The sequence below is a fragment of the Aquimarina latercula DSM 2041 genome, assembly GCF_000430645.1.
Classification (GTDB): Bacteria; Bacteroidota; Bacteroidia; order Flavobacteriales; family Flavobacteriaceae; genus Aquimarina; species Aquimarina latercula.
On the sequence record NZ_KE387185.1, the window covers coordinates 1,435,007 to 1,452,224 of the forward strand.

Here is a 17,218-nt window from a genome sequence, read left to right on the forward strand (position 1 = left end):
GGGAAATAGTTATCAATGAGCTGTAGCATGATGTAAAATAATATTATGTTTTGGTATTTAATTTTTTAAAGAAAATTTTCTAATCGCATCCAAGATCTACTCTTGAAGCTATATCATTATTAGGGAAACAATTTCCAGAATTTATAGATTGAGGTACATATCTCGTAAGATTGGGATCTCTTAAGCTATTTTCAATGAATGATACGAGATTATCTATTTCAGTTTTATTTAGTTTGATATCACCAAATTGTGTTGCAAGATTCTCTGATGGGACTTCATTGCTTTGAGGGACACCATCAATTTTATACTCAACAACTTCCTTTATAGAGGTAAAAGTTCCTCCATGTCCGTAAATACCATTATCCGTTAGATTATATAAAGTAGGGGTTTTAAATTTATAGTTATCCGCAGCAACTTTTGTAAAACCACCTCTTCCTTTTTTAACATCTTCGAAATTTACATTTGCGAGAACAAACGCATCACTTGTATTATCAAAATCTCCCATACCAAAGGCATAGAAATTTTTATCATTTAGTGCTGGTCCAGTATGACATTGATAACATTTTCCATCACCAAAGAATGCTTTTGCACCTTTTTTCTCATCATTAGATAAAGCACTGTAGTTTCCTTTAAGCCACTCTTGCCAAGGAGATTGATTCGGTAATACGGTTCTTTCGTATGCGGCGATAGCCAGTGCTGCATTTGTAGTAGTATATCTTTCATTTACTGGAGAACCAGGGAAGGCATCATCAAACATTTGTTGATATCCAAAATTAGAAACAAAATTATCGTCTACTAATAATCGATGTACTCCTTGTCCTTTTATGGCTTGAACCTCAACACCTTCAAAACCAATAAAATTTTCAGGAATATTTGTCCAATTTGCTTCGGTACCAAGATTTGTTCCAGAACCTCCGAATTGCCCATTCCATAACATGATATCTTGATATGCAACATTTAATACAGTTGGTGACTTAATTGGTTGAATATCGGAATCACTTACTGCAATATTAGGATCAAAAGTTCTTCCTTCTCCACTAGTTCCAAAACCTATTCCTGCTTCTCCAATCCCTTGTCTAATACCAGCAGCAAAACCTGCGGCAGCATGATGACAAGATGCGCATGAATATGTAAATAAATTAGAAGCAGTTGTAGGATTTCCTCCAGTGGCGGTTTCATGAAATAGAAGCTTTCCTAAAACTACTTTTTCAGGAGTTATTGGGTTTAATGGGTCTTGAGGAATATTATTAAATTGATTACTATCAGGAAGTATAAAATAAGCTGCTCCAATCCCACCAGAAATGATTTCTAATTGATCTAAGACTTGTTTGTCTAATCCAGTTGGCCCTAAAGGTGCTTTAGAAAATGATGTTTGATCTACTTCTTTGTCTAGTAATATATAATCATCCTTTTCACAGGAAAATAGTCCCAAAATAAGGATAAGTAAGTATATCTTTTTCATGAAAATAAGTTTAAATTAAAATGTTATATTTTTTCGTTTTATATCTTGAATAATCATTTTGAGAAATAATTTTCTAGTTGCAACAAAAATTTATTCTTGATATAAGAGCTTTAGTCAAGAAAGAGTATTTATTTTTTTATGGAGTAGAGATATCAATTGACACATTGATATCTCTTAAGCTATTTCCTTTAAATGGTACAAGATTGATTATTTCAGTTTTAGTTGGTTCTATATAATTAAAACGTTCTTCAAGATTTTCTGCTAGCATTTCAGTATTTTGAGATACATTATCAGTTTTGTACTCAATTATTTCTTTTTCTAGTAATATAAAATCATCTTTTTCGCAAGAAATCAAGGTCATAAGGGCAATAAGTAGGGGTATTTTTTTCACGGGGTAAATTTTTATTAATAGGTTATTTTAAGATAAATTAATTGAATATGGGTTTACTCTGCTTTGTATACTAATCCTAGAGAGAAACCTGAAGCTCGATCGTAGTTTTTTCCACTCATATTAGTTGTGTATCCAGAAGATATCCCTATACTTTGTTTATATATTGGGACATAGAGGTTAAGATAAAAATTAGTGTAATCTACTTCTGTTTCTGGTAATGCAGCAGCTCCACCAGCAGCAGCAAACTCGGGCGTTCCTATATCTAATCCATCTAATGAATTCTGAGTTCCAACTTTTGCATGTGCATAAAACCATTTGTTATAGTATCCAAGTTTAGCACTAAAAAGAGTAGCGTTTGGAATTTCAAAATCTGAATTATTTCTTAAACTATATGCAGCCTGTAATTCGACAAAAAGATTGGAAGGGGTACTAAGTTGAATAAAACCACAACCATCTACAGCAGTCGCACCATTGCCTAAAGAAAGTATCCCAGCCTCTTCATACCCTCCTACAGGAACAGAAACGCCAGCAGCGCCTCCAATTGCTACTTTTGCAGCATCCAGATTTTTTTCTAGAACTTTTGCTTTTAAGAAAAGACTTAAATCTTGTATTCCATTTACCTCATCGGTTTGGGACACAGGATCTAAAACTCCTGTTTCATTTTGAGTAGAAATATAAGGTAGCGTTACCGTAGTAGATAACCAATTAAGTATGCCATATTCACCATATACACTTATAACAGTTGATGAGATTTCTCCCATATTCATCGGGTTTGAGTTGGTTTGATCACTACCACGAAAAAAATTGTCATAACTTTTATAGGAATAAGAGGAAGCTAAAGTAAAATCGTTTTTTTGTGGAAAAAATCCATTTATAATAGTTTGTGCAGATACCGATGAAAAAAACATTAAACAACATATTACTGTTGTCATTTTAAGGTTGGTAATGTTAATCATAATTAGGTGTATTTAGGTTTTAAAAGTGATTACATATTTGGTATAAAGTGATAGTATCTAAAACTCTTATCTTGTTCTAAAGATGAGTAAGTTGGATACTACCTAAAGTACTATATGAATATTGTTTTTGGCTAAAAAGGATAAAAATTTGATAAATTAAAGAGGCTAATTGTTGCTTGTTATTGGAGTCTTTTTGTCATTTTTATTAAGGCTCCAATCATAGGTAACATACTTTTTAGTTATTTGCTTATCGATAGTAATGGTTGAATATTCATTTATAAAATCAATTACATCCATATGATTACTGGCAAAATCATCTTCGTACCATTCGAATAATTGAGAGATTCTAACTGTTTTAGAATTAATTTGATTTCTCTGTGGATCATTGATAAATTCTCGAGTTCTTTCTTCTAAGGCATAATCTATGTTACTACTAGTGTATGCTCTATTCCATAACCTTGGCGAAGACATAGATCCACAATTAAGTAAAAAATGAATTCTAGGATCTCCAAATTTTCTTAAGATACTATGTTCAATGTCATCTAAACTATATCGAACATCTTTTGATTTAAATGCTTTACGTTTCCATGGATTTTCTATTTGATTTATGGATGCTATAGGATATTCATCAATAATCATTTTCATAACAGTAGCATTGTAAACATTGAGCCAGTAGGCTAATTTTTCTTCTTTACTCCAATGATCTTCTGGAGAAATGTTTTGTAGATATCTAAAGTATTTATAAAATACTAATACGTCATTTGTAACACCATCATAGTCAACCAAACCTTCGTCGGTCACGTTAAGAACCAGAATCTGATCCCATGCATTATGATCTACAATTTCTTGTGAATTAATGTTGAAAAATGACAATAAAATTAAAAAAAATAAAGGGGTTTTAAGAGCTTTCATCTTGAAGTTATTTTAGGGGTTTTTTTGTTAGTAGTTAGATAAGTTACCTAAAAATTGGGCTAAAAACAGGTATTTGATGTAAAAATTCGACGAAATACACGTAATTTCTTACAATTTATTGTAAGGTTGTAACTACATTACTGTAAAACCATTAACATAACTTTATAAAAATTTAACAATTTGTATTTTTTTGAATTTTCCCCGGACATAATTTAGCCCTAATTTTGACTTATACACCAGTCCAAAATTTTAGCTATGTTTCTGGCATCATCAATTCCTCTATGATGGGTTCCTTCTAAAGAGATATTTAAGATCTCTAATGCTCCATTCATTCCAACTTTTTTTCGAAGGCCTCTAGTTTTAGTAAAAAGCTCTTTTACATTGATATGATTTTGAGATAATGGATATTCTATTTCTCTAAAACTGCATTGTTTTTTCATCATATTTAAATCATATTGACCATAACTTGCCCAAGTATGTTGGTGTCCCTGATATTTATTTCTTACAATTTCACAAGCCTCAATAAATGATATACCTTCTTTATTTAATAGGCCCTGCGTAATCGTAGTTAATTCTGTGCAGAAAGGACTTACTTCGGATCGTTCTGGTTTGATGAGGATTCCTTCATTTTTAGAAATCTCTCCAGTTTCTGTATTCAATAAACAGATACCGATCTCTATGATCTCATGTACTTGTCCTTTTGGTATTGGGCCATTCCAGCATGTCGCTTCCAGGTCAATGATTATGATTGTATTTATTGTTTTCATTTTAGTCTTTATAATTATGGACCTCACAGTCTGCTGTTACAGATGTAAGGTCCTGTTGTTTTTAATTTTTCGGAATTGTTACTAATTCTCCTCTATCTAAAGGGTCAATGTTTTGATCCAATAGTTTGATTGCTGATTGTACTGCCCAGCATTTGTCACTAGAATGAATATTAGAATATAGCCCAAGTAGATAAGAAGGTTCCACAATACTCCATCCTTTTGCCATACGATTAGGAATATTAGATTTTACAAAAAAGTCAATTGTGACTCTCACGGATTTTTCATCTTCTGTAAGTATAGTTTTTTCGTATCTTCTAAAATTCTCATCACTTGGTAATTGATCATATCGCGTCCATACCTTTTGGAAATTATTTTCCAGTAATATGTTCATTACCTCGGCAACATTTTTTGGATCAACAAAAAGATCAATATCCTTATGATCGTGTGCATGTTTATATTCCGTGTGGTCTAATGGCGATAGAAAATGCCAGGCCCAACCTCCAGATAATATCACTACATCTTTGAGAGATACTAATATTTCTAATGCATATTGGATTCTATAGCTAGGCCATAGTTCTCCATATCTTTTTTTGTTATGTGGAGCTCCCATATTTCTTTTTTATTTTTTGTCATCACGCTGTAGCCCAGGATCCATTGTTATTTGATAAGGTAATTCCTTATTTGGATTCCAACCTACTCGCGAATGACAGATGATTATTATTTCTTTTTCTTCTTCGCTTTTTTAGAAGATGTATTGGTCTTTTTACCTTTTTTTTTCTTCTTTTTGGGCATTTTGTCTTTTATCCTTTTTTCTTCACCTTCGATATCACTCATGAAATAATTGTTATAGGTATATTCTTTGGCAATTTCAAGAGAGACAAGTGCTTCTTTGTACATTTCTTGCTGTTCAAAAAGAATTCCTTTTTTAAGGTATAGAAGTGCCTTGTCTGTACCTTTTAAGGTTACCGCAAAATCAATAAGTTTTTCTGCTTCATTATAATCTTCGTTCCATAGCAAGACATTGATATATTTAGGATATACATCTAATGCATACATATCTTCTGCCAGTGCTTGTTGGTAATACTCTTTTGCGGTTTCATAATTTTTAAGGTTTTCAGCATAAATCTGCCCCATTAAACAAAGCGCCATTGGATTTTTTTCATCATATGACAACGCATAGTTCAATGATTCTACAGCTTCTTCTAAGTTATATGGATATGCATCCAATGCCTGAAATAGATATTTGTCTAGTAAATTCCCCATGATCTTAATTTTTTAGTTCGTTGCGCAAATCTTTTTTTAATTGTTGTCGATTCGACGCATACGATTGTTTCTTATGTTTTTTCTTAAAATCAGTACCCTTAAATATTCTAATTGGGTTACCCCGCTGTATATTCAAGTGATTTTCCCATTGGTCGCTTAGCGACTGTTGTAATTTGGAAAGCTGACTTTGATGTACTTTTTCTTTTAATCGTTCTATAGCGATTTTTTTATTTTGATGTTGCGATCTGCTATCCATGACTACTACTTGATCTCCTGTAGGATGATAGGTAGCACGTACTGCAGAATTTACTTTGTTTACATTTTGGCCGCCAGGACCTGAACTGCGCATTGCCTGAAAAGAAATGTCTTTTTCTTTAATAGCTATGGTTTGTTCCTGTTTTACTTCATACATCCCGATAAACCAATTTTTCCTTTTATGATGCTTCCGGAATTTAGAGGTCCCAATCCATTGAATGGTTCCTATCCACGACGCTATAAAAAGGTCTAGTTCTTTTCCTTTTACTTGTATTGTTGCAGATTGTAAGGTTCCATTTTCAAAACCTTTTTCTCTTTGTAGTATGCTGTATGTATATCCGCTATTTTTAATGTCTTCAAGAAATAGTTTTAATACCTGCGCTACTACCCAGCAACATTCTGCGGGTCCTCGTCCAGCGGTTATTTGAATTATTTTAGTTTTCATTTTTATATTTTTTTTTAAGTATTGAGGAGTTTTTTGATTCATTAAACTCCTCAATATCTTACTTATCCATTCGCACGATTTTTGGTGTAAATGTTCCAACTACCTCAACCAACTCTTGTTGATTCGCCATTACTTTAGTAATATCCTTGTACGCCATGGGTGCTTCATCAATTCCTCCACCAATTAATGTAACATCATTTGCTTTCAATTCTTTTTTGATATCACTCTTGGTAAATTTCTCTTTACACTTTCTTCTAGAATGTAATCTTCCAGCACCGTGTGATGCAGATTGCAAACTTTCTGGGTTCCCTAATCCTCTCACTATAAATCCTGGAGCTGTCATAGATCCCGGAATAATTCCTAGCTCACCTTTTGCAGCAGGAGTAGCTCCTTTTCTATGCACGATGCACTCCTCGCCATTTACTTCTTGTTTCCAAGCAAAATTGTGATGATTTTCAATTTTTGCAACAGGTCGTGATCCTAATAATTTTCCGATTCTGGCATGAATATCATCGTGACATGCTTGCGCATAATCTCCAGCAAGATTCATTGCTAACCAATATTCCTGACCATCATGCGTATTTAGATCTAGCCAAGCTAATTGTTGTACGTGTTTTGGCAATGGACATTGTTTGGTTGCTAAATAAGTATAGTGTTTTGCAATATTGGCTCCCAATCCTCTGGAACCACTATGTGATAGCACACCTATATATGTACCTACATCCAATCCCCATTCATTTTCTATATCTGTAATAGCTACAGTTCCAAATTCTACAAAATGATTACCACCACCAGATGTTCCCAATTGTTTATATGCTTTGTCCTTCAATCTTTTTACTAGAGGTATGTTCTTAAACTCTTCTCTTTCAAAGATCTCATGATCATGCTTTATTTTATGGGTTTCATACATCCCGAATTTGGTATGCTCAGACAATATGTTTTCCAATTGATGCTTTTTCCCTTTTAAATAGGAGATAGCAATCGGATAAATTGTTAGACACATTCTACATCCGATATCTACCCCAACACCGTATGGAATCACGGCATTTTTTGTGGCAAGCACTCCGCCAATAGGCAAACCATATCCACTATGTGCATCTGGCATTAAAGCTCCCGCAACTGCTACTGGTAACTTGAGTGCATCATACAATTGGTATTTTGCTTGCTCATCGATTTCATTTTCGCCATAAATCTGAAATGGTGATCTGGTAGTTTTTAAAGCGTGCTTTTTTACTTCCACTGGCTTTAGTAAACTCTCAGCAATCTTGCCCCATACGCCATCACCTTGATAGGCTTCTGGATTTAATAATACCTTTTTAGCTTCTATTAATATGTGTTCTTTTTTTACTCTTTTTTGATATCGATTAATCTGACCCAACGTCACATTAATACTATTGTTTTTTGGAAAGCCTAATTTGATTAAGTCTTTTCCGCTTAATTTCTTTCCCATGATATTTCTTCTTTTATAATTTCTTGGATCTTATGTTTTTTAAGACCCCTTAATTTGCTATTCGTTTTGAGCTTTTCTTTTCTTCCTTTTGAAATCTGCCAATAATCTTTCCAGTTGTATTGTTTTTGTACCTCCTCGAAGTATCCATTTTTTAACAACCTTTGGTCTAGTAATGCATCTTCACTTTCCAGTTTTGGATCTATTCGTTTGCTATGTGTTACATAAGCTTTCGTAAATTTGATCCTATATGTACCTTTCGGTAGATTGACATAAAACCGAAGTTTTAATCTCTTTTCCTTAGTATAATACCTGAAGGGAACACACATTCTTTGTGCACCATCACTAAGCTTATTAAAGGACCTACGACTTATGGTTGGCAATTCTTTGTTAATTAAATATTTTGAAGTTTCCTGAAGCCATTTTTTATCAGCTTCTTCTTTGGTTCTTCCCCAAAATGATTTTTCTAACTTTTTGTGTAATTCTTCAATGTATTTTTGATTTTTATATTTTTCTACATTTTTGGTAATTACAGATTCTTTAAACCAACCATGACGAATAGGTTTTTCTAATTTTATATACCCTAGATTTCGTTGTTCTTCCCAGATTTTACGCTGCCTTTTTTGAATACGACGAATCTCTTTTTGTCTTTGGCTTTTAATATGTGCCGGTTTCATTAGACATTTTTATTTAATTCATAATTGTCTTAATAATGATTCCAGCATACCTTTTGATATCTGAAATCCTAACTATTTTGGTTATAAAATTTCATTTGATTATTGTTTAGGTTAATGTTTGTTTATTTTGTTTTTCGGAAAGAATTATTCATAACAATACTTCAGTGGTACTGTATTAAACTCGTTGAAAGAGTCCAATCCAAGAATTGAATATGTTTTAAGTTATTGAAAGTAAAAAGTCCGAAACTTTTTCAGGCTTCGGACTTTAAATCAAACTGATAGGATCAGTTTATGAATTATAGAAGTCTCGAAGCATACGCATAAAAGAACCTGGTTCTCTTAGTGTATATGTATATATGTTTTTAAATGTCATATTACTTCGGTTATTAATAGTTATTATTTTTGTTGCTGTATTGCGGTGCAAATATGAAATCTATTTTTTAAGTATGCAAATTATTTTTCAATTTAATTTATTGACTATCAGTGATTTGTGTTTATTTTTAGGCAAAAGGATTCCTGTTCGTTTAGTAACGAATATTGATCTATTTGCTAATTAACTGTAGTTCTTATGAGTATCGTTCAAACAACATTTTATTGAATGTTCATAGTTTCTAAAAAATAATACATAAAAAAAGCGTCCATTTTTTTTGGACGCCCTTTAGAATATATATTTCTCTAGTTTTTTATCTATGCTTTCGATTCGAAAACAGCTTTACAGCGTCCTTTTTTATGTGTACAAAATAGATTCATAGATATTTTAAACTTGTTTTTTTGTTCTTATTTATATTGCAAATATCAGTTTATTCTTAAATAAGTTCCAAATTTTAGGAATAATTCATTTTGATTCTGAATAAGATAAGTAAGATTTCTAGAAACCATATTTAATCCCAATTTGTGCTCTCCATCTAGAATTTTGTAAATCTATGTTCCAAGGTTGCTCATCTGGATCGACATTAAATTGATATTGCGGTTGTTCATTTTCTATTCCAACAAAATTGAGTAAACTAAAACTTGAATTAACTACATTAGGTACAAATACTAAACGTCCCCAATCACGATTGATAAAGTTAAATACATTTAACATATCTAAAGATACTGTGATACTATGTCCATTTTTTAGTTGTTTTCCATATTGCAACTTCATATCTAATTCGTGATTCCAAGGAGTTTTGGCTCCATTTCTTTCTACATAATTACCTCTTCTGCTTCTTAAATAAGAATTGTTCTCAATATAGTTGTTTAATTGTTGCCATTGTTCATTTGCTGAGCTCGTAACAATGCCATTATTATCTACAATATCTACTAGTTGTATTTCTGATTGGTCTCTAGGTACATATATGAGATCATTTCTAGAGGAACCATCTCGATTAGGATCTCCTTGGTATACAAAGGAATAAGGGCTTCCAGAACGACCATTATATAAAAATGAAATAGATGCAGTATTGGTTTTTCCAAAATTAATATCGTAAGAGTGTGTGGATACTATCTTATGTCTTAGATCAAAATTAGAAAAAGAAATAGCAGGTTCATTCCCGAAAATAGCCTGATTCCACTCGAAGTTGGCTGCAGGAGAACTTCTTACAGTACTGGAGATATCTTTACTTTTACCATAGGTATATCCAACAGTTCCTCTATAATTTCCTATTCTTTTAGAAACATTTGCGGTTATATTGTAACGGTATCCTTTATCTGTATTGGTTAATAGGAATACATTGGTAAAATTTTGATTAATTTTTATATCCTCACCTGTTTGCAGAAAATAAGGACGATTGTCTGCACCAGCAAAATTCCCAAGTTCATTTCTGCGATTGATGGATTGAAAAAATAATCCATTTAATACTTCGGTATACGTTCCTTCGAGATTTACATTCCATTGATGAGGTAATTTTGCTTCAAAAGCTACATTAGTTTTCCATTCTCTAGGTAATGTAAAATCATTATCAATTAAATTAATTTCGGTAAGATTAGGTTGTACACTGCGCAAATCTGCCAGATTCTCGGTAAGTGGAGTAGCATCTGTGGGACGTAAGTCGATGTTAAAATATTCTGTTCCAGATATATATTCTACATAAGCAAACCATAAATATGGGATTCTACCGGAAAATAGTCCAGTACCTCCACGTAATCTATATCTATTATTAGTATCTAATGAATAATTGAATCCTAATCGAGGATTAAATTGAGGTGCATTGGAAATTTTGTTATCAAACTGACTAAATTCTGGTGTGTTCAATACTTCTTGACTTATCGGTAAGTCACTTGGTAAGAATTGAGCGTCGAGTCGAATACCTGCGGTAACAGAAAATCGGTTAGAAATTCTGAATTGATCTTGTAGATAAAGCGCTGTTTCTATAACCGAAACGGTTGCGGATGGTCGGCTAGTTACAAAATCAAAATCATTATTGTTAATATTGTAGACGCCACGCACTCGACTAGGGCTATCATCTAAAAAATCTTGTACAGATCGGTACTCCCAACGCCCGTTCCAAGCAGATAAAAACCCATAATCTACATCATGAAACTGCGCTAATCCGCCTGCGGTAATTGTATGTTTTTGTGAAGTGTACGATATTTTATCGGCTAATTGCAGTGTAGAGAAATCAGTGCTATACACGGAAGCTTCTCTATAGGTTCCGGCAAATATGCGATTACTAGAATTAGAAGCTATCTGGATATGTGGAAATACACGTCCATCAAAATCTCTGTCTTCTTTTACCGTATTGTATCCTAATGTAAGTTGATTCGTAATTCCATTAGTAAGATTGGATTTTAACTCCAATGCTAAGCTATTGGCAATACTGTTATGTCGATATCCTTGATTCCCAAAGTTAAATATAGAAGAGCTCCATTCTAAATTATCAGCAAAACTGTTTACATAGTTATTACGTACTGTAATTTTATGCTGATCTGATAGATTATAATCTAATCGAGCAAATATTTTGGTACTTGCAGTTTTAATAGAAGCGTTGGTAAAAGAACCTGGATCATAATTGTATTCAGAAATTAGACGGTCAGCAATTAATTGTACATCTTCTGAAGAAATATTAGAGGTTGCACTACCAGGAGCATTTAATACAGGATTGTCAGAAAGTGCCTGTTCCACATTTACATAATAAAATAATTTATCTTTTATAATCGGTCCTCCGATTCCACCTCCAAACTGAACATCATAGAAGTTAGCACTTTCTTGCTTGATACCATCTGCATAGTTACCTAATAAAAGCTGATTGTTTCCGTATCCATATACTTCTGCTTTTGTGGTATTTGTCCCATTTTTAGTTACTAAATTAATGCTAGCACCGCTAAAATTTCCGATACTTACATCAAACGGAGCTAGTTTTACGGAAAGTTCTTTTACTGCACCTAATCCAATTGGTTGGGTTCTAGAGAGACTTCCTGGGGTTCCGTTGGCAGAGGATCCTGCCGCTCCACTTGCAGGTTCCTGAAAACCGATCACATCATTATTGGCAATACCATCGATATTAAGATTGTTAAAACGATTACTAGCACCACCAAAAGAATTAAGGTTATTTTCTGTTAGATTTTTAGTAAGATCCTGAATACTTCTGTTGATAGTTGGAGTGGTTCTAAGTTCTCGTTTTCCTAGTAAGGTTTCATTACCGTTTTTTTGACTTTTAGAAGAACCTGTTACTACAACAGTTTCTAAGGATACACTATCCTCAGACATCACAAAGTTTTTAATAGTGGTATTTCCCAATTGAATCCTAACATTTTCTTCTATGACGGTCTGAAAGCCAACATATGAAATTTGTAACTTATAAGTGTTAGATGGAGATAGGTTGGTGATATTATAAAAACCATTTTCTTCTGAAATAGTTCCGTATTTGTAATTGGTAGAAACATCAATACATTGAATAGTTGCAAATGGTATTGGGTTATTTTCGGTATCGGTAAGTGTTCCCTGAAGTGTTCCTGTGGTTTCTTGAGAAATGATTAGATAAGGTGTAAAAAAAATAAAAATGACTTTAAGAAAGAGTTTCATGTATTATAATATAATTGAGCGTATCATTAACCACATAGTAAGACGTTTATCGAAACGTTTAAGATTACTTAGACGCATCAATACACGATATCATCCATAGGTTGATTAGTGTTTTTTTAATAAAATAAGAGGATATGATGTCTAAAAAAACATCTTTTTTACATATTAGTAGATAAGATGCGGAGACCCTTTATTATAATATATTTTTAATGAAATATGTAATAGGAGTATTTGTCCGGAAGAAGTTGTTTTTTCCCTTTTTTGAAATATTCTTTGTAATACACTTCGTAATTTTTTTAACAGAAATGGAAGTGTTTTATATATGTTTGTAATATCGGAAAAATGATCCAGATCATATAGAAAATCTAATTGAGAAAAAGACCTATTATAAGACTGTAGATATGCATAAAGTTCATTTCTTACATTAGAAGTGTTCCAAGAAAATTGAGCAAATTCTTTTTTATGAAAAGTCTCTTTATGAATTCCTAAAAGATAGAAACCTCCATCATAAGAAGGACCAATCGCAGAGTGTCCTTTTTGTATAGCCTCAACTGCTTTTAGAAGATGGGTCTTACTAAGATTAGGTGTGTCATTTCCCAATGTAATTACCGCATGATACCCTTTTTTATAAATATCACTGATTGCATTCGAAAAGCGTTCTCCAAAACCAGTACCGGATTGTTGTTGTTCGTTATATACAAAATAATCTAATCTTGTTTTTTTGACTAAAGTAATCGTTCTAGAAGTAAGATCTGATTGTAATGAACTATTCTTTAGAAAAGGTTTTCTTTTAATTTCCTCTTCTTGCGAAAGTGCAAAAACTAGAATTGCAATATTTTTTTTATTACAGATCAAAAAGGTGCTTTAAGGTATTAATTGTCATACTCAGTCAAGATAAAGAAATAAAACTTACAAAAGAATGTGGATTATTTTTTTAATGTATTTCTTTTATGAGTTACCTAAATCGTAAAAGTAATTCCCTAAATGAAAAGGTCATCTCACTCGATACGTATTGAGAATCGTCATTCAACTAGATACTTTTGAAAAAAAACAATCATGAAGGTATACTCAATTATTTTATCCGTTTTTAGTATTTGTATTCTATTTTTTGGTTTCAAAAAGGGCGAAGTTTCTGATGACCAAAAGATTACTGATGATCCAAGTAATGAACAGATTACAGAAGAAATTAAAATTAAGGAAGGAATACGTGTTCAGAATCTTACGTTATTTATGATTACAGGTGAAGAAAAAATATCTGGTGATATTTATAAAACCTTATCTGAAGCAATGAATACAAAGGAAGTGACGGTAAAAGAAACAGGAAATGTAAATCAATTGCTATTGGATAATAATAGCGATGATTATATATTTATTCATTCTGGAGATATTGTAAAAGGAGGAAAACAGGATAGAACAATAAGTTATGATGTAATTATTCCTCCAAAAGCGAAGAATGTAGAATTACAAAGTTTTTGTGTGGAACAAGGTAGATGGAGACAACGTGGTAATGAAACTCTTTCTTCTTTTGCGTCTAATACCAAAATGTTATCATCTAGAGAATTAAAACTTGCTGCAAGACACGAAAAAAATCAGAGTAAGGTTTGGGGAAAAGTAGCGGAACAGAAGGATCGTTTAAATGATAATCTTTCCAGAAAAAATGGAAAAATGGTAAATGTAGCCAATAACGCATCCAATACGAGCTTGCAATTAGCGCTAGAGAGTGACGAATTGGATAGTGCAAAAAAAGAATACTACAATAAGTTTAAGGATTTACTAACAACGGACAATACGATTGGATATGGATACGCAATCAACGGTAAAGTTTATGCAGTAGAGATCTATAATAATCAACGTCTTTTTAAGAATTTGTGGGATAAAATATTAGAATCGATTATTGTCGAAGCTATTAGCGAACAAAATGATAAGGATTATGAGGCTTGTACAGTAAAAGATGTAACGAAGTTTATGGATGCAATTAAAACTGAAAATAAAGGTGTGGTTAAAAACGTTAATAAAACAACCAATTTCAGAACCGTTCAGAATAACAAAGGGAATATAATTTTTACTACGGAAGATACTGATAAGAAAAGGTGGATCCATAAAAGTTATATGAAAAATGAAAAGACAAATGCTGTTCAATCTAAAGAAGATTTTCCTTACAGAAGAATACAACAGCGCAATCGTTAGGTGTTTAGTTGTATTGAAGTTTGGATTGAAAAATAGCAATAGCTTTTATAAAAATTTTGTATAATTCACCGCAACCATTAGGTAAGAGTTTCATCTATGAAATAACATATAACTTTAATCATGAAAAATATACTTGTCCTTCTTTTAATCGGAGTTACAATTTTGAGCTGTTCGAATGATGATGATGTTGCAAACCCAACTAATTGTGATTTTACAACTTTGGTAGATGCTTCAGAATATGCGGATGCGCCTTCAGATCAAGTAACCATTAATAGTGTAGCAATAGCTGATAATTGTTTAAAAGTCAATTTTGGTGCATCGGGTTGTGATGGAAATACTTGGGAACTAAAATTAATTGATTCCGAGAGTGTATTTGAATCCAATCCGCCACAAAGAAATTTAAGATTGTCATTGAAAAATGAAGAAGCTTGTCAAGCTTTTATTAGCCAAGAATTGGATTTCGATATTTCGAATCTACAAGTTGAAGGGAATCAAGTCTTGCTAAATATTACAAATTCTGACCAAACTGTTTTATACGAATACTAGAAGATTTTAAAGCAATTTTAGCATTAGTTGATACTAATATTCACTTTGTGTCATTTGCAATCGGTTATGGTAATTGTATAACTACTGTTATGCGTTTTTCCTTCATCGAGTTTTTGGATCCCTTCTTTTTCTTCGATGTTTTGGGTGGTATCTTCTACGTCAGCATATCCTAACCAAGGTTCTATACAGACATAAGGAGCTTTGGGTTTTGCCCATATACCAAGATCGGGAAAATCCTTTAAATCCATAGAAAGTACTGCCCCTTTTTCTTTATGAACAAGAGTGGCCTTTTCTGCTTTGATGTTCTTAAAAATAAGTGCGTCATTATCAAAAAGAGAATCGGTAAGCCAGATTTTGTGATCTTCTATGACAGATATAGTTTGATTACTAATCAATCCATTTGATGTAAGTACGTAACAATCAGTATTGTTCATTTTTTCTAATAAAATATAATAATCTTCATAGTTTTCTGACGAGTGTATAGGACAATTGAAAGCTGGATGTCCTCCAACTGAAAAAAACATGGGTTGCGAACCATTATTATTTATACTATGCGAAATTATGATTTGATCGTTGACAAGTTCAAAACTAATGACGAAATCAAATGTAAACGGATAACTATTCAGTGTTTCTTCTGAAGTAGATAGCGAAAATGAAACTTTAGTAGGATTGTTTTGCGTTCCTATTACATTTTTATTGTGTCGGATAAATCCGTGTTTTGGTAAAGAATAACTTTTCTTTTTATAAGTATATGTTCCATTTTTTAATCCTCCAACGATAGGAAACAGCACAGGAGCCCGACTTGCCCATATAGTAGGATCACCTTGCCATAAAAATTCTTTATTATCTTTTTTGGTTTTGATACTTGTTAATTCTGCTCCAATACTATCAATACTAACAATTAGGTGGTCGTTTTCTATAGTGTGAATCATATACGTATTATGTTGGTTAATGGTTATTACAAAAGTAAAGAAAGAAGTTACTACGATATATGAATCTATAGAAAAGGTTCTAAAAAACCTATTAATTTTGTTCCATCCGAACTCCATCGGATTCCATGACCGCTTGGTACTCTAATCTCATATACATATTCGTGTTGATAATGATAAAAGATATTCCACCAAGTTTTATTTTCTATAATTTCTAGAATACGTTTTCTTACTTTTTCTTCTTTCTGAGTAGGGTTACCTTTTATTTCTCCCCAAAAATTATCAGTAGATCTTCCGATATGTTTTTCCCAAGCTCTGGTAGCTATACAGATTTGATGATTAAAAGGAGTAAAACAACTAGCTAGTAATGTTTCTTTTAATGGCGGAATCGCCTCTTCATTCTGTAACGTGGCTGAGGTACATCGTTGACCAATAAGCAATAAAAGATGCTCAAAAGGTGTGTTTTCAATAATCGCTGCCCAATCTTTTGGAGTTGTGTTGTTTTCAGCAAGAATTGTTTTAAAATTCTTGAACGCTTCGGATAGTGAAGATGTTATTTCTTCCTCAAAATGGGGGAGTGGATGTTTATCAGGGACTCCAAACTGATGATAGTGTTCCAGATTTTGGGAGAAAACCTGTAGATGTTCTTCTTGTAAAAAATCAGCATAGCGTTCCTTCCAGGAATCTGAAAGGAACTGTTTGCTGTTTTGTAAAATTGAAAATAAATTCATTTTTGTTTCTAAATTCTTTTAGGCTTCCCACCAAAGTGTTTTTTTATATAATGGAAATTCTATGTTTTCTCCTTCTACTTTTCTACGAAGAATTGTTTTACATTGGTTACGATATTTTCCACGTAAATATCGACGATATTCCCAAGAATTACTTTTCCACCAGATTTTGGCACTTTTGGTTCTCTTTTTCCTTTTATGACTTGTTTTGTAATTATAAAATTTCTTGTTGTCATAAGATTTCATCTGT

The 17,218-nt window shown here is 32.4% G+C and carries 17 protein-coding genes; 2 read left to right on the plus strand and 15 right to left on the minus strand.

Features of this window, described 5'->3' with window-relative positions; translation table 11 throughout:
- Positions 1 to 79: 79 nt before the first annotated feature.
- The 12 genes from H526_RS0124185 to H526_RS0124240 all read right to left on the minus strand — a co-directional run bounded on the left by H526_RS0124185 (position 80) and on the right by H526_RS0124240 (position 13,433).
- Positions 80 to 1,462 (minus strand): cytochrome-c peroxidase, encoded by a 1,383-nt coding sequence (locus H526_RS0124185; protein WP_027395308.1) that lies wholly within the window; start codon positions 1,460 to 1,462, stop codon positions 80 to 82.
- 136 nt (positions 1,463 to 1,598) lie between these two features.
- The gene (locus H526_RS0124190) at positions 1,599 to 1,853 is read right to left on the minus strand and encodes a hypothetical protein (RefSeq protein ID WP_155839768.1); all 255 of its coding nucleotides are present in this window, start codon (positions 1,851 to 1,853) and stop codon (positions 1,599 to 1,601) included.
- A 53-nt stretch (positions 1,854 to 1,906) separates the two neighbouring features.
- The gene (locus tag H526_RS0124195) at positions 1,907 to 2,809 is read right to left on the minus strand and encodes a hypothetical protein (RefSeq protein WP_118387456.1); all 903 of its coding nucleotides are present in this window, start codon (positions 2,807 to 2,809) and stop codon (positions 1,907 to 1,909) included.
- A gap of 165 nt (positions 2,810 to 2,974) precedes the next feature.
- Positions 2,975 to 3,721 (minus strand): DUF547 domain-containing protein, encoded by a 747-nt coding sequence (locus H526_RS30070; RefSeq protein ID WP_051336317.1) that lies wholly within the window; start codon positions 3,719 to 3,721, stop codon positions 2,975 to 2,977.
- Positions 3,722 to 3,939: 218 nt separating this feature from the next.
- Positions 3,940 to 4,488: a 3'-5' exonuclease gene (locus H526_RS0124205; RefSeq protein WP_027395311.1), complete on the minus strand. Its 549-nt coding sequence runs from the start codon at positions 4,486 to 4,488 to the stop codon at positions 3,940 to 3,942.
- Positions 4,489 to 4,549: 61 nt separating this feature from the next.
- The gene (locus H526_RS0124210) at positions 4,550 to 5,098 is read right to left on the minus strand and encodes a hypothetical protein (protein WP_027395312.1); all 549 of its coding nucleotides are present in this window, start codon (positions 5,096 to 5,098) and stop codon (positions 4,550 to 4,552) included.
- 107 nt (positions 5,099 to 5,205) lie between these two features.
- Positions 5,206 to 5,751 (minus strand): hypothetical protein, encoded by a 546-nt coding sequence (locus H526_RS0124215; RefSeq protein WP_027395313.1) that lies wholly within the window; start codon positions 5,749 to 5,751, stop codon positions 5,206 to 5,208.
- Positions 5,752 to 5,755: 4 nt separating this feature from the next.
- Entirely contained in the window at positions 5,756 to 6,451 is a 696-nt protein-coding gene (gene prfH, locus H526_RS0124220) for a peptide chain release factor H (RefSeq protein WP_027395314.1), read from the minus strand.
- A 58-nt stretch (positions 6,452 to 6,509) separates the two neighbouring features.
- Complete coding sequence (locus H526_RS0124225) at positions 6,510 to 7,901, minus strand: RtcB family protein (RefSeq protein WP_027395315.1); 1,392 nt, start codon at positions 7,899 to 7,901, stop codon at positions 6,510 to 6,512.
- Positions 7,886 to 8,575, minus strand: a complete 690-nt coding sequence (locus H526_RS0124230; RefSeq protein WP_027395316.1) for a hypothetical protein — start codon at positions 8,573 to 8,575, stop codon at positions 7,886 to 7,888. The genes H526_RS0124225 and H526_RS0124230 overlap by 16 nt, the downstream gene beginning before the upstream one ends.
- Positions 8,576 to 9,443: 868 nt before the next feature.
- Positions 9,444 to 12,578 carry a TonB-dependent receptor gene (locus H526_RS0124235; protein WP_027395317.1) on the minus strand — a complete coding sequence of 1,045 codons (3,135 nt, stop codon included), beginning with the start codon at positions 12,576 to 12,578 and terminating at the stop codon, positions 9,444 to 9,446.
- Positions 12,579 to 12,743: 165 nt separating this feature from the next.
- Positions 12,744 to 13,433 (minus strand): TIGR04282 family arsenosugar biosynthesis glycosyltransferase, encoded by a 690-nt coding sequence (locus H526_RS0124240; RefSeq protein WP_027395318.1) that lies wholly within the window; start codon positions 13,431 to 13,433, stop codon positions 12,744 to 12,746.
- Positions 13,434 to 13,634: 201 nt separating this feature from the next.
- Here H526_RS0124240 and H526_RS0124245 point away from each other — a divergent pair, with 201 nt between their 5' ends.
- Together H526_RS0124245 and H526_RS0124250 are read left to right on the plus strand one after the other, a co-directional pair.
- Positions 13,635 to 14,765, plus strand: coding sequence for an ARPP-1 family domain-containing protein (locus H526_RS0124245; protein ID WP_027395319.1), 1,131 nt, complete (start codon positions 13,635 to 13,637; stop codon positions 14,763 to 14,765).
- A 120-nt stretch (positions 14,766 to 14,885) separates the two neighbouring features.
- Positions 14,886 to 15,311 carry a hypothetical protein gene (locus tag H526_RS0124250; protein ID WP_027395320.1) on the plus strand — a complete coding sequence of 142 codons (426 nt, stop codon included), beginning with the start codon at positions 14,886 to 14,888 and terminating at the stop codon, positions 15,309 to 15,311.
- A 50-nt stretch (positions 15,312 to 15,361) separates the two neighbouring features.
- Here H526_RS0124250 and H526_RS0124255 read toward each other — a convergent pair whose 3' ends face one another.
- From H526_RS0124255 to H526_RS0124265, 3 genes are all read right to left on the minus strand, one after another.
- Positions 15,362 to 16,243: an aldose 1-epimerase family protein gene (locus tag H526_RS0124255; RefSeq protein WP_027395321.1), complete on the minus strand. Its 882-nt coding sequence runs from the start codon at positions 16,241 to 16,243 to the stop codon at positions 15,362 to 15,364.
- Between the two features lie 65 nt (positions 16,244 to 16,308).
- On the minus strand, positions 16,309 to 16,971 hold the full coding sequence (locus H526_RS0124260) for a hypothetical protein (protein WP_035086354.1): 663 nt from the start codon (positions 16,969 to 16,971) through the stop codon (positions 16,309 to 16,311).
- Between the two features lie 18 nt (positions 16,972 to 16,989).
- Positions 16,990 to 17,214 carry a hypothetical protein gene (locus tag H526_RS0124265; RefSeq protein ID WP_027395323.1) on the minus strand — a complete coding sequence of 75 codons (225 nt, stop codon included), beginning with the start codon at positions 17,212 to 17,214 and terminating at the stop codon, positions 16,990 to 16,992.
- Positions 17,215 to 17,218: the final 4 nt, after the last annotated feature.

Excerpts from the sequence above, each read along its gene's own strand:
- H526_RS0124260 (WP_035086354.1), bottom strand. The coding sequence starts at position 16,971 with ATGAATTTATTTTCAATTTTACAAAACAGCAAACAGTTCCTTTCAGAT.
- H526_RS0124215 (WP_027395313.1), bottom strand. The coding sequence starts at position 5,751 with ATGGGGAATTTACTAGACAAATATCTATTTCAGGCATTGGATGCATAT.
- H526_RS30070 (WP_051336317.1), bottom strand. The coding sequence starts at position 3,721 with ATGAAAGCTCTTAAAACCCCTTTATTTTTTTTAATTTTATTGTCATTT.
- H526_RS0124250 (WP_027395320.1), top strand. The coding sequence starts at position 14,886 with ATGAAAAATATACTTGTCCTTCTTTTAATCGGAGTTACAATTTTGAGC.
- H526_RS0124185 (WP_027395308.1), bottom strand. The coding sequence starts at position 1,462 with ATGAAAAAGATATACTTACTTATCCTTATTTTGGGACTATTTTCCTGT.
- H526_RS0124230 (WP_027395316.1), bottom strand. The coding sequence starts at position 8,575 with ATGAAACCGGCACATATTAAAAGCCAAAGACAAAAAGAGATTCGTCGT.
- H526_RS0124205 (WP_027395311.1), bottom strand. The coding sequence starts at position 4,488 with ATGAAAACAATAAATACAATCATAATCATTGACCTGGAAGCGACATGC.
- H526_RS0124265 (WP_027395323.1), bottom strand. The coding sequence starts at position 17,214 with ATGAAATCTTATGACAACAAGAAATTTTATAATTACAAAACAAGTCAT.
- H526_RS0124225 (WP_027395315.1), bottom strand. The coding sequence starts at position 7,901 with ATGGGAAAGAAATTAAGCGGAAAAGACTTAATCAAATTAGGCTTTCCA.
- prfH (WP_027395314.1), bottom strand. The coding sequence starts at position 6,451 with ATGAAAACTAAAATAATTCAAATAACCGCTGGACGAGGACCCGCAGAA.
- H526_RS0124210 (WP_027395312.1), bottom strand. The coding sequence starts at position 5,098 with ATGGGAGCTCCACATAACAAAAAAAGATATGGAGAACTATGGCCTAGC.
- H526_RS0124235 (WP_027395317.1), bottom strand. The coding sequence starts at position 12,578 with ATGAAACTCTTTCTTAAAGTCATTTTTATTTTTTTTACACCTTATCTA.
- H526_RS0124255 (WP_027395321.1), bottom strand. The coding sequence starts at position 16,243 with ATGATTCACACTATAGAAAACGACCACCTAATTGTTAGTATTGATAGT.
- H526_RS0124245 (WP_027395319.1), top strand. The coding sequence starts at position 13,635 with ATGAAGGTATACTCAATTATTTTATCCGTTTTTAGTATTTGTATTCTA.
- H526_RS0124195 (WP_118387456.1), bottom strand. The coding sequence starts at position 2,809 with ATGATTAACATTACCAACCTTAAAATGACAACAGTAATATGTTGTTTA.